This is a genomic window from Streptomyces sp. 796.1, from assembly GCF_047525675.1.
Taxonomy (GTDB): domain Bacteria; phylum Actinomycetota; class Actinomycetes; order Streptomycetales; family Streptomycetaceae; genus Streptomyces.
Genome location: NZ_JBLIWA010000077.1, coordinates 7,107 through 19,761 on the forward strand (window position 1 = coordinate 7,107; position 12,655 = coordinate 19,761).

The 12,655-nt window shown below is 72.8% G+C and carries 6 protein-coding genes and 1 pseudogene; 3 read left to right on the forward strand and 4 right to left on the reverse strand.

Annotation, left to right across the window (positions count from 1 at the left end):
* Window positions 1-52 precede the first annotated feature (52 nt).
* The 4 genes and pseudogenes from ACMA1D_RS31340 to eccE form a co-directional block, all read right to left on the reverse strand.
* Window positions 53-2,965, reverse strand: a complete 2,913-nt coding sequence (locus ACMA1D_RS31340; protein WP_414727386.1) for an AAA family ATPase — start codon at window positions 2,963-2,965, stop codon at window positions 53-55.
* A 660-nt stretch (window positions 2,966-3,625) separates the two neighbouring features.
* A pseudogene (locus ACMA1D_RS31345) lies at window positions 3,626-3,748 on the reverse strand (SCO5717 family growth-regulating ATPase); the annotation flags it as partial.
* A gap of 289 nt (window positions 3,749-4,037) precedes the next feature.
* Complete coding sequence (locus ACMA1D_RS31350) at window positions 4,038-4,733, reverse strand: hypothetical protein (protein ID WP_414727371.1); 696 nt, start codon at window positions 4,731-4,733, stop codon at window positions 4,038-4,040.
* A 311-nt stretch (window positions 4,734-5,044) separates the two neighbouring features.
* The gene (gene eccE / locus ACMA1D_RS31355) at window positions 5,045-6,364 is read right to left on the reverse strand and encodes a type VII secretion protein EccE (protein ID WP_414727372.1); all 1,320 of its coding nucleotides are present in this window, start codon (window positions 6,362-6,364) and stop codon (window positions 5,045-5,047) included.
* A gap of 468 nt (window positions 6,365-6,832) precedes the next feature.
* Here eccE and eccB point away from each other — a divergent pair, with 468 nt between their 5' ends.
* The 3 genes from eccB (at window position 6,833) to ACMA1D_RS31370 (ending at window position 12,386) form a co-directional block, all read left to right on the forward strand.
* A complete protein-coding gene (eccB, locus tag ACMA1D_RS31360) occupies window positions 6,833-8,407 on the forward strand; it encodes a type VII secretion protein EccB (RefSeq protein WP_414727373.1) in 1,575 nt (524 codons plus the stop codon).
* A 359-nt stretch (window positions 8,408-8,766) separates the two neighbouring features.
* Window positions 8,767-10,068 (forward strand): type VII secretion-associated serine protease mycosin, encoded by a 1,302-nt coding sequence (mycP, locus tag ACMA1D_RS31365; RefSeq protein WP_414727387.1) that lies wholly within the window; start codon window positions 8,767-8,769, stop codon window positions 10,066-10,068.
* A 689-nt stretch (window positions 10,069-10,757) separates the two neighbouring features.
* The gene (locus ACMA1D_RS31370; protein ID WP_414727374.1) at window positions 10,758-12,386 is read left to right on the forward strand and encodes a PQQ-binding-like beta-propeller repeat protein; all 1,629 of its coding nucleotides are present in this window, start codon (window positions 10,758-10,760) and stop codon (window positions 12,384-12,386) included.
* The last annotated feature ends 269 nt before the right edge of the window (window positions 12,387-12,655 follow it).

A 12,655-nucleotide genomic window follows, 5' to 3' on the forward strand; every position in this document is an offset into this window, starting at 1 on the left:
CTCCGTGGCATAACCCACGGAGCGAACCCCGCCCCTTCGATCGTCGGTCGGGTTACTGCTGTGGCGGCACGGGAGGCTGCGGCCACCCGGCCTGTTGCGCGTTCTGCTGCTGTTCCTGGTTGGCCTGCTGGTACGGACCGGGCTGGCCGCCCTGCGGATAGCCGTAACCCTGTGGGGCCGGTGGTGCCTGTGGCGTTGCGGCCTGTTGCGGATCGACCGCCGCCTGCGGGTGGCCCGGCTGTGCCCCGTACGCCCCCGGCTGGCCCTGTTGGGGAGCCGGCTGCTGCCAGCCCTGCCCCGGCTGCGGCGCATGGCCCTGGTACGCCGGTGGCACCGCTCCCTGCCCCTGGCCCGGTTGCTGCCCGGCGGCGTCGTACGGAGCAGCGGGGTGCGGGTATCCCGGCGCCTGGGGCTGCGCCGGTGCCTGTTGCTGGCCCGGGTATCCCGCGCCCTGGTGGCCCGGCATGGGGGGCGCCAGGTGCGGCGGCTGGGCGGCGCTGCCGTCCGTCGTCCACAGGCCCTGTTCCTGCTGGGCGCGGGCGAAGTCCTCGGCGACCAGCGCGGACAGGTGGAAGTACGCCTCGCGGGTCTTGGGCCGCATCATCGTGAGGTCGACCTCGGCGCCCGCTGCCAGGTGTTCGTCGAAGGGCACCACGACCACGCCGCGGCAGCGCGTCTCGAAGTGCGACACGATGTCCTCGACCTTGATCATCTTTCCGGTCTCGCGGACCCCGGAGATGACGGTGATGCTGCGCGAGACGAGATCGGCGTAACCGTGCGCCGAGAGCCAGTCCAGCGTGGTGCTCGCGCTGCTCGCCCCGTCCACCGACGGCGTGGAGATGATGATGAGCTGGTGCGCGAGGTCGAGCACGCCGCGCATGGCGCTGTAGAGCAGGCCGGTGCCGGAGTCGGTGAGGATGATCGGGTACTGCTTGCCGAGCACGTCGATGACGCGCCGGTAGTCCTCGTCGTTGAAGGTCGTCGAGACGGCCGGGTCCACGTCGTTGGCGAGGATCTCCAGGCCGGAAGGCGCCTGCGAGGTGAACCGCCTGATGTCCATGTAGCTGTTGAGGTACGGGATCGCTGTGACCAGGTCGCGGATGGTCGCACCGGTCTCGCGCCGGACCCGGCGGCCGAGCGTTCCGGCATCCGGGTTGGCGTCGATGGCGATGACCTTGTCCTGCCGCTCCGTGGCGAGCGTCGCCCCGAGCGCCGTGGTCGTCGTGGTCTTGCCCACGCCGCCCTTGAGGCTGATCACCGCGATCCGGTAGCAGGACAGCACGGGCGTACGGATCAGCTCCAACTTCCGCTGCCGCTCGGCCTCTTCCTTCTTGCCGCCCAGCTTGAACCGCGAAGCCGCGCCGCCCTGCTTCTTCGGCTTCTGCTTGGTGCGCAACAGCCGGTCGGAGGAGAGCTCGACCGCGGCGGTGTAACCCAGCGGTGCGCCGGCCCCGTGCCCCGCCCGCGCGCGCGGATCGGCGTGCGCCGTGGGCCACTCCCCGGAGCGCGGGTCTACGGGTGCGGCGCCCTGCGGCTGCGCGCCGGCGGCTCCCTGTGCGGGTACGGCCCCTTGCTCCGGTACGCCGCCCTGCCCCGGTACGGCGCCCTGGGCCGGGTGCGAGCCGGGTGTGCCGTACTGCGGTTGCTGACCGGGGTGCCAGGCCGCGTCCTGCTGGCCTTGGGGGGCGGCCTGCGGCGCACCTGCCTGCGGAAAACCGTAGCCGCCCTGGGGATTCGTGCCCGGAACCCCGGGCGCCGCCGCGCCGGCCGCACTCGGCTGGGGGAACCCGTACCCGTCGGCCGGCTGCCCCGTCGGCCCCGGCTGGCCGGCCGCGGGAGGCTGCGGGCTGCCCGGAGTCGACTGCGGTGGTTCAGCCCCGCTCGCGCCGGCCGTCACGCCCGGGGCCGGCAAGGGGTAGCCGTAGCCCGCTGGCGCTCCTTGCGGGGCCGCTGCCGCCGGCTGCTGGTGCGCCGCGGGCGCGACGTTGGGCGCGGCTGCGGGCGTGCCGCCGGGCTGCGGGAACCCGTAGCTACCGGGCTGGCCGGCCGTACCGGCGTCCTGGGCCGGCGCCTGGTGCGCGCCCGCCGTCGGTCCGGCACCGGGCTGCGCCCCGTCCGGGGCGGCGCCGGGCGCCGGGGCCGCCGTGCCGGACGCCCCCTGCTGCGGATAGCCGTAACTGCCGTGCTGCACGCCGGGCTGGGGCGTCTGGTGCTGAAGTCCCGGAGTAGCCGCGGGGCCCTGCTGGGCCGGCGCCTGCGGCGCGGGCAGGGCCCATGCCTCGCCCTGTTCGGCCGCGGGCGCGTTGTTGGGCGCCGGCGCTCCTGGGTTCGCCCCGTCCGGCGCGTTCGCCCCCTGCGCCGTGGCCCCGTACGCCGGCTGTGCCGCTCCGGTCTGCTGCGCGCCCCAGGGCGGAGCAGCGGGCGACGGGGCAGCAGTGGCGTCCGGCGCTCCAGGCACGGGGCCAGGAGCCGCGGGCGCCGGCGCGGCGAGTTCGAAGCTGGGCGGCAGCGGAGGCAGACCGGCCTGCGGCGCCGCCGGCGGTGGCCACGCGGCTGCGGGCTGGTCGGCCGACGCGTACGGTGGCGCGGCCGGCGCAGCGCCCTGCTGGGCGGCGGCCGGGGCACCGGCGGCCCCCGAGGCCGGCGTCCCGTCCTCCGCGGTGGCGGTCGCCGGTGCGCTGGACGCCGCCGCGGGTTCGGCTCCACTGCCCGGCACTCCGGCCGGGCCGCTACCCGGCTGGTCGGCACCGTCCCGCGCGGCCAGCTCCGCCATGTCCTGATGCAGCGACGCGGTGGAGAACCGCACCGTGGAGGGGCTCCGTACGGCCCCTTCGCCGTCTCCGGCGCCGGCCGCGGCGGTGGCCGACTGCGCGGCATCCGAACCAGCGGGCCCACCAGCAGCAGGCCGCGCCACGTCGTCCGCTGGAGCGGCGTCGTCGGACCCCGGTACGGCTGCGTCGCCCACCGCGCCGATACCACTGGCCGAGTCCGCAGAGCGAGCCGTTACGGAACCAGAAGCGGAAGGCCCGTACGGGGAGTCGCCTGCGGCGCCAACAGGGTCAGCTCCGCGTGGAGGTGCGCCGGCGTCGGGGCCATCCGAACCGGGGTCCTCCGCAGCCGTACCTGAGCCGCTCGCTGGCGCCCCGTCCGAGCCTTCTGGCTTCTTCGCTGCGGAACCGTCCGCCGCCCTGCCAGGTGCGCCGTCCGGAGTGCTGGCCGGTGCGCCGCCGCCCGCATCGGAGCGCGCCGTACCGGCATGCGAAGCGGAATCAGAACCGGAGTTCACATCTCCGCCCCCCGCCGGCGAGCCGGCCGGGTTCGCCGACGGTGCGGACGCGTCGTGTGTGGGGGCCACCGCGGGCGGCGCCCACGAGGACTGGTAGGCGTCCGGCGCGGGCAGCCCGGGCACCGCGACGGGGCTGCCGGTCGGCGGGGGAGGTGTCACGGCTGCACCCGCCGCGCCGTCGTACCCACTGCCCGCCGGCGGCGTCGCGGGCGCCGGCGGGACGGCGGGCCACGGTGCGGAGGACGCCGAACCCGTCGGCGCGGGCGGCGGCGGGGTGGACGAGGCGAAGGCGGAGGAAGGTGACGAAGAGGACGAGGGTGAGGATGACGCAGCGTTCTGCGTGTACCAGGCGGGCGGGGTGTAGTCGATCGTGAATTCGCCCGTGTGCTCGGTATCCGCGTCGGACTGATCGTCGCCCGGGTTGGTTCCGCCCGTGCGGATCTCGTCCCGCTCGCTGCTCACAATGCCTCCTGCTGGTGTGGTCGAGCGCTCATGTGCTCATCCGGCGGGCCGACCGTTCCCGACCGTTCCCGTCGTGCGGTCGCTCGGCTTCCCCCATGGTGACGCGGAGCCACCACGATCGGGTTCTCCGCACTCCACACCAAGACTAATCACCATGCCCGCAACAACGTCAGGCCCGCCCCCTGACCTCCGTCTTCCCGGCGAAAGCGGGGGCACACTGCGACGAGCCGCCCTTGCGCACCGGCGCGTTGGCCGGGCCCGCACGCTGTCCTGTCTGTCCCCGCGCGCGTCAGTCCACGCGGCGCGGGGCACCCAGTAGGGCCGTCTCGATATCGGTGGCCCGTATCGAGACGTACTGCCGTAAACCTCGCGTACACCACAGGGTTACGTCGTCGGGCAGCGAGGACAGCGCCTCCACGTCCGCACCGGGCAGCGCCAACACCCGTCCCACCGTGGCCGCCTCATCAGGCGAAACCCGTTGAATACCCACCAGATCGGCATGCTCCAGGAGGCGCGGTGCGACCTGGCTGACGTACGGCAGCAGCGTCAGGACCGACTGCCAGGGAGCCGACGCCACCCGGCCGCGCGGCGGACGCATGCCGCAGTCGCGCACCACCAGCACCGGGCCGCGGACCGACGGACCCTGCGGAGCCACCCGACCCACCTCGTGCGTCACCATGCAGGGATGGCCGCCGCCAGCCGCCTGCACCAGTGGTGCCCAGGCCGGCGCGCGCCCGGTCTCCGCGGCCACCCGCAGGCCAGCCCCCGCCGCGCGCAGCGCGAGGACCTGCGCGGTCCACAGGCCGCCGATGAGAACGACGTCGTACGGGGCCGGCCGGCTGAGGCCGAGCGTGACGGGACGCTGCTGTTGGTCGGCCCCGATCACCACACCGTCATCGCCGATCGGCAGCGACAGCGCGGCCAACTCCGCGCTGCGCACCGTGTGCCGGCCCCGCCGCGGGCCGATCAGCCCGAAGCCGAACACGGCCCGCGCCCCGCGCTGTGGCCCCGCCGTCGCCCCGTCGCCCGGCGAGCCGTCCGCCGCATCGGGAGCCGGCGACGTCGGCGCCCCCTGCCGGTGGGCACCCCGGCCGCGCCCCACCACGCCCCGGCCACCGGTTCTGCCCGGAGCGCCCCCCGCGCCTGACGCGCGCGTAGCGGGCGGTGTCGGTGCGCCGTCCGAAGTGCCGTTCATGCGCGTGGTGTTGGGGGCGCCGGCACCTGACCCGGCCGCTCCCGCCGGGTGGCCGGAGAACCCCTGCGGGGCGCCCGCGGGGCCCAACGGCGACGTACTCATCAGCGGGTCCCCCCAAGCGGCAAGGTGGCCAGGACACCGGGCACCTGTTCACGGTCGAGTCGTACGAGACCGGCCTCGGCCTCCCGCGCCGTACGTTCCAACATCCGTCGGGCGCCGACCAGTTCGTCGTCGCTGCGCCCCGTGATCCGCACGTGGCCGCTCAGAGCCACATCCCGGCCCCCGTCGCGGGCGAGCGTCAGGCTGAACGTCGTCGCCAGCACCGGCACGGCCGTCAGTCGTGTCACCAGACGGGGCAACGGCGTTGCGCTCGCCCCCAACTGGGGCCAGCGGCCCACCCAGTACGTGGTGTGCCGGCGGTCATCACAACGCCACGTGCGCGAGGTCTCCACGGTGCGCCGGGCGGGCCCGCCCGTCCCACCGCCGGCCCCGGCGGCGATCGGATTGGCACAGGCAGCGGTGGCCACGGCCGCGACCAGCTCCGCCTCGGAGAGCACGGTCGCCCGGAAGCCGGCCCCCGTCAGCCGGCTGGCCAGTTGGTCGGCGGCGCGCAGCAGACAGCGCTGGGCGCCGGCCACACCGCCGCCCCTGGCCGCCACCGCCTCCGGGCAGAGTTCCGGGTCGAGCTTCAGCGCCACCCACGTCATGCGCAGCGCGGGCGCGCCCAACGGGGCCAGCAACGGGCCGTAGTTCCGAGCCGCCGCCGACTGCTGCGGCAGATGTGGCGCTGGGGCGGGCTGCGTGTGCTGCACCACCTGGGCGGACTCCAGCCGTATGTCGTCCACCTCCAGCCCCGCGCCGACCAGGGCCAGGGGCAGTGAACGCTCGCCACCGAGCGGGCGCGGCCCGTGGTCCGCAGCCTCGACCCGCAGCACGGCGGTCAGGAACGTGCCGTCGCCGATCATGCCGACGTCACGCCGTGAACGGCCGGCGAAGGAGTACGTGCGCAGGGCCGGTTCGCACTCAAGGACCGGGGCCAACCCGGGGTCGGTACCCGCGGGCACGCGCGTGTCGGCGGCACGTCGCAGGCGCCGCCGCAGCGCGAGGACGGTCCCCAACCACTCCGGCAGCGAACGCCGGCGCCGGCGCACCAGCGCGACCAGCACCAACAGCGCCGCCACGCCCGCAGCCGGAGCGAGTAGCAGCCGATCGACGACCCAGGCGACCACCAACACGGCGGCGGCCACTTCGATGAGCACGAGCTGGCGCACCGGGAAGGCGCCAAAGCCACCGGATCTGGCGGCCCTCCGCGGCGCCGCCGTCGTCCCTGCGCGCGGCCGGCCACCCGCGCCCGGTCCGTGTCCCCCCACGGGGGCGCCTCCGACCCGAGATGCCCCACCGGTGAGCGCCGCCCCCGTCATCGCACGCCACCCCGCTGTCGGCCCAACTCCGCGCGCGGGGAGGCGTCGTGTCCGCCTCGCTCGGCGGCGTGGCAGCAGGCCCGATTCGACACCGAACCGGTGGGCGCCGCCCCAGGCCGCCCCTCCGCCCCGCGGGCACCCCGCGCGTACGGGCCGTGCTCACGGTGCACGGATAAGCCCACCCGGGCCATGCGAGTCATATCGTCCGCCCCCTCACGTCGCGCCGCCGAAGTCCGCACTCGGCCGCCGCCCCCACGCTTCGTACTCCCCGCTGTCGTGTGCGCACCGACCGTAGCCTGTGGCTCCCCACCGCCCAAGCCGAGCCCCCCCAACCTTGCGTGGAGTGACCCGAGCGTCACGCACCGAACGCGTACCGGCATAGTAGGGGGCCGGTCTGACAGCGGCGGTCCGCGGACCGGGCCCGGCCGCGCGACCAGCGTCGTTCCAGCACGGGGGAGGAGCCAAGTCATGGCATCACGGCGGGATGAGCTCAACGCGTACACCTTCGCCAAGAAACGCGTGGTCGCCGCGTTCCTTCAGCCAACGCCCGCCGGCACCGAGGAGGGCGCGCCCCGCCCGCTCCGTGCCGTGCTGCCCGGGGCCATCGTCGGGGCCCTGATCCTCGCCGGCTTCGGAGCGTGGGGGATGTTCAAACCCAAGGCCCCGAAGGGCTGGGACGAACCGAAGGCCAACGTCATCATCGGCAGCGACTCCACCACCCGCTACGTGATCCTGGAGACCAACGGCAAGGCCCAACTCCACCCCGTCCTCAACCTCTCCTCCGCCCGGCTGCTGCTGAACCCCAGCAAGGGCAAGGTCATCAAGGTGGACGAGAAGGTGCTGGACAGCGGCAAGATCCCGCACGGGCCCACCATCGGCATCCCGTACGCCCCCGACCGGCTGCCCGGCGCGGACGAGGTGGCGAAGGCCAAGCGCTGGGCGGTGTGCGAACAGCCCGGCGGGCGCGGCAGCACGGTGCAGAAGGCCACCTTCGTCCTCGCCGACCGCGAGGCGGCGAAGGTGGAGGGGGAACAGCGGCTCCACGACGGCCAGGTGCTCTACGTACGGGCCCAGAACGGGGCCCGCTACCTGGTCGACGCCACGGGCACCAAGTACCTCATCGGCGGGGACGACTGGCGCCAGCGCTCATCCGACTACAGCGCCCCGTACGACAAGCTGTTGCTCCGTACCCTGGTCGGCAACCGCTCCGCGCATCCGCAGAGCGTCACCGACGACTGGCTGCGGACGCTGCGCGACGGCACGCCGATCACCTTCCCGCACCTTCCCGGCACGGTCGCCGCGGACGCCGGTATCGAGGGCCTGAGCGAGGCCGAGGGCCGAGTGGGCACGGTGCTCAGGGCACAGACCGGAACCGGCCCTCAGCATTACGTCGTACTCGCCGGCAAGGTGCTCCCCGTTTCGGACTTCACCGCCGAACTCCTGCTGAGCGCGCCCGAAACCGACCTTCTCAACCAGGCGGGGAAGGCGAAGGAGGTCGACGCCCAGGCGTTCTCGCCGGAAGGCCCCGAAGCCGCCTTCTACGGCGACCGCTCCTGGCCACAGGCGAAGTCGGTACAGGTCAACTCACTCGGCGGCGAATCCGCCCGCGACACGGTGTGCAACGTCCTGCGCGAGGTGAAGGGCGACGGGGCCACGAAGCTGAGCATCTGGGCGGGCACGGGCTTCCCCGCCACGATCGCGGAAGGCGGCAGCACCACCTACGTCACACCGGGCACCGGGCTCCTCTACCGGGAGGCACGTGGACGCCAGGCCGCCTCCGGCTCGCTCTTCCTGGTCACTGACACGGGGCTGCGGTACGCGGTGCAGACGAACAACGACAGCAGCTCCGAGGAGAGCGCCATCGGCACCGACGGCAAGCCGAAGAAGCCGGGCGAGGAGGGCCAGCGCGAGGTCGACCAGGCCCGTATCCGCCTCGGCTACCAGGACGTCAAGCCGGTACGCGTACCCATCGAGTGGTCGTCCTTCCTGGCGAAGGGCCCACGCCTGGACACCACCGCGGCCCGCCAGCCACAAGGAGCGTGACCGCGGGACAGCGCACCATCCCCGGGGGCACGGGGCACGGGGCACGGGGCACGGGGCACGGGGCACGGGGCACGGGGCACGGGGCACGGGGCACGGAGCGGGCGGCGCGGCCTCGCGCGCGAGGTTAGGGAGTACGGAGCGCGGCCGTCGCGTACGGGGCGTAACGCTTTGGACGGAGCACGGAGCACGGAGCACGGAGCACGGAGCACGGAGCACGGAGCACGGAGCACGGAGCACGGAGCTCCGTGTGCAGGGGGGCGGAGAGGGCGGGTCCGTCGCCCAACCAGGCGAGCGTGGCGTGGGCTTGGGGCGTTGGTGGCGGAGGCGTGAAGACACCGGAGAGGGGCGGACAGAGGACGATGTGGACCACGCATCAGGCAACGCGAGCGGGGGCGTTTTCGGTAGCCGTGCTGCTGACGGGGCTGGGGGCGGCGTCGGCTGGCGGGGCGACCCCAGCCACGGAAACACCGGCGCACGACGGGCAGGCACGAGCGGCGGTCGGGGCGAACGTCGCCGGCCCGCCTACGCGTGACATCCGCTTGGCGCTGGACGGCGGTGGCGAGTGCACGTACCCGATGAAGAAGCAGTTCGCCGCCCGCCCGTGGGCCCTGCAACGTGTTGTTCTCGACGAACTCTGGCAGGAGACCAAGGGCAGGGGCGTCAAGGTCGCGGTCATCGACACCGGGGTGGACGACGCCAACCCACAGTTGGCACCGGCCGTGGCTGAGAAGAGCGGGCTCGACCTGATGACCAAGGGCAAGCACAACGACCCGACGGCCGATGCCGCCGGCCACGGCACGAAGGTGGCCGGCATCATCGCCGCCCGTCCGAGGCGCGGCACGGGCTTCGTCGGCCTCGCCCCCGAGGCGACCATCGTCCCCATCCGGCAGAACGACGAGACGGGCACGGGCACGACGAAGACGATGGTGGTGGCGATCGATCACGCCATTGCCGAGGACGTTGACGTGATCAATATTTCGCAGGACACGGCCAAGCCGCTCTCGCCGCATTCCGAATTGGCGGCAGCCGTGGAAAGGGCCCGGCAACACGACATCGTGGTGGTGGCATCGGCCGGCAATGACGGCCTGGACAACAAGGTGAAGGAAACCTACCCGGCGGCCTATCCAGGCGTATTGGCCGTTGCCTCGTCCGACCGCAACAACGAACGGGCCCCGTTCTCCCAACGGGGCCGCTTCGTCGGCGTGGCGGCCCCCGGCGTCGACATCGTCTCCACGGTGCCCGGAAACGGTCAGTGCGTCGACAACGGCACCAGTTTCTCCGCCCCGTACGTGGCAGGCGTCGTCGCCCTACTGCGCGCCAAGTACCCGAGCTGGAGGGAAAACGAGGTCGTCGCCTGGATCGAACAGACCGCGAACCGTTCCATCAACGGCCGCGACGACAACGTCGGTTGGGGCGTCGTAGACCCTGTGCGAGCCCTCAGTGGCAACGCCAGGCCGATCTCACGCCCCACCCCCGACCGAGCCCCGAGCCGGCTGAGCGCCCCGGAACCAGCGCAGCTCACCCTCGGCGAGACGGCGCAGGAGCGACGCGAACGGCTGGCCACGTACGCGCTGGGCGCCACCGCCGTGGTGGTCGCCGTCATCATCGGCACGGCTACCGTCCTCCGAGACCGCCGTCGCCGAACCGCCCCCGATAGCTGACGCCGGTGCCGCCTACCCGGCGGCCCACCGCCCCGTGCGGCGCTCCGTGCGTGCACTCCCGAGCGAGCGGGACCGTACGTGCCGATGCCAGGCCCGGCGGCACTTCGCCGTCCAGCACGCCTCGCGCGCCCACGCGCGCGGACACGGCGCCGGTTCGCCAGCCAGTGCCGACAGGGCGTACGGGGCACGGGGCGGGCTATCTGTACGCCCGCAACTCCGCGCCTCGCGCGCGAGGCCGCCCCGCTCCGTGCCCCGTGCCCCGTGCCCCGTGCCCCGTGCCCCGTGCCCCGTGCCCCGTGCGGTGGGGCCGCATCCGTACGTGACGACGTGGTGGCCATGAGAGGGAGTGGTGAAGAGGAAGCGCGCAACTGCGCGGCATCGAACCGTAATCGGAAATGATCTTCGCTCTTCTGCCTCACCGCGGGAATCCCAGCACGTAAATGGTAGAAAGAACTCCCGCTCGTTAGTCATTGCATGGCGGGCTGCGTGACCGATTCGCTCCTTTTCGGGATGCACATCTGCCGAATTGCGGGGGGAGGCCGATCGGTTGGCGAGCCCGCGTAAAGAGGTAGGCGCCCATGTCGCAGCCGCCACAGCCCCCAAACCAGCCACCCGGCGGCTTCGGAGCGCCGCAAGAACCGTCACAGGGCGGCTTTGGCGCACCGCAGCAGCCCCACGTTCCGCCGCCCGTGCCGCCCGGCCCGCCGACGCCGCCCCCGGTCCCGCCCGTCGCACCGACGCCGCCGCCGTGGGGCGGGACCGGCGGATACGCGCAGCAGCCGGCACCGGCGAACCCCTACGCCCAGCAGCCGCAGTACGGGTACCCGCCCGCGGGCCAGCCGCACTACGGTGCGCCGGGCACGGGCGGCCCCGGCGCGCCCGGGGCCCCCAGCGGCGGTCCCGGCGGCCGACGGAGCAAGCGCACGGCGATCATCGTCGGCGCGACGGCGGCGGTCGTGCTCGCGGCGGGTGGCGGCGTCTGGGCCATCGTGGGCAGCGGGGACGGTGACAAGGAGCCGCAGACCAAGGGCAGCACGGAGCCCCAGAAGCCGGAGAAGACGGAGGAGCCGAAGACCCCGGAGGAGACGCCCACGCCGACGCAGGAGGAACTCGACCCCAACGAGATCCGCCAGGACGGTGAGGCGAAGGTCCTCTTCCAGGCGCCGGCCCCGAAGGTTCCGCGCAGCGGCGTCAATGTTCCCGGGTTCTGGGTCATGGACGACTACGTGGTCAAGGTCGTCGAGACGAAGGTCATCGCGTACGACAACAGCGGCGCCGAGAAGTGGAACATTCCCCTGCCCAAGGCGGTGTGCGCGGCCCCGGCCAACGCCAATGACGACGGCAAGGTCGTCATTGCCTATGAGGGTCGCAAGAAGGACGAGTGCAGCCAACTCGCCCTGATCGACCTGAAGGCCGGAAAGAAGGGGTGGGACAAGCCGGCTCCCGAGGGCGGCATGTTCGGCGGGGGCCACACCAGCCTGGGCATTGCGCAGAGCGGTGACGCGGTGGGGCTTTCCTGGTTCGGCGGCGCCGCCATGGTCACCGTGAAGAACGGCAACGAAATCCCCGCCCCTGCCCTGACCGCCGCCTGTTCCGTCAAGGGTTGGGCGGGCGGCAAGGCGTTGCTGCGCACGTACTCGTGCAATGACGGTACGGCCAAGCTACAGAAGTTGGACCCGGCCACCGGAAAGGTCAAGTGGACGTATCCGGTGCGGAAGGGGTACGAGGTCTCCAGGATCTACTCCACCAGCCCGGTGGTCGTTCACCTCGCCGATGACAAGCGGAAGTCCGGCGGCGTGCTCGCCATCAAGGAGGGCGGAAAGGAGCGCTCCGTCCTCGACCCCGGAAAGCAGACGTACCAACCGGACTGTGGACTGGGCCTCTTCGGTTCCAATATGGGTGGTTGCCAGGGCGTCGTCGCCTCGGACGACACGTTCTACATGCCCACCACGTTCCAGCGGGGCGGCACCTCCGGGCTCACCACGGAGATCCACGCCTTCGACCTGAACACGGGAAAGAAGAAGTGGGAGTCGAAGGTCGACGGCCGCATGATGTCCCCGTTGCGGATGGACGGCAAGAACCTCATCGCCTACCAGGAGGCGACCTACGACAAGGCGGGCGCGGTCGTCAGCATTTCCCCGAACGGAGGCGCTCCGAAGAAGGTGGAACTGCAACTCCCCGCAGCCACCCGGGAAGCGGAAAAGAGCTTCTACCGCAGCCGCCGCGTCTATGACGACAAGGGGCGCTTCTACATCGCCTCGGAACGGCTGACCGGTGACGAGTCGGGAGAGAAGCTGATCGTGGCCTTCGGCCCCTGAGCGGGCTGAGGAGCCCGGGGCTTCTCGACTCTGGCGGAGGGGGTGGGCGTCAAACGACGTCCACCCCCTCCGTGCTGTTTCACGCCGGTGCCGCCGTAGCGCCGCGGCCTTGCGCGCGCAGGGCGGCCATTCCCGCCGCCGATGGGTGGAAGATCCACGTTCTATGAAGTTTGCCCCACCCGAGTTGCCCTTTAGGGGAGATAGGGGCGTTTGGGGAAAATTAGGAGGAGGTGTTCACGAATACCGCATCCAGTGCCGCCGCCCCCGGC

Bases quoted from the DNA above. Each gene is read 5' to 3' on its own strand.
- eccE (WP_414727372.1), bottom strand. From the start codon at position 6,364: ATGACGGGGGCGGCGCTCACCGGTGGGGCATCTCGGGTCGGAGGCGCC.
- eccB (WP_414727373.1), top strand. From the start codon at position 6,833: ATGGCATCACGGCGGGATGAGCTCAACGCGTACACCTTCGCCAAGAAA.
- mycP (WP_414727387.1), top strand. From the start codon at position 8,767: ATGTGGACCACGCATCAGGCAACGCGAGCGGGGGCGTTTTCGGTAGCC.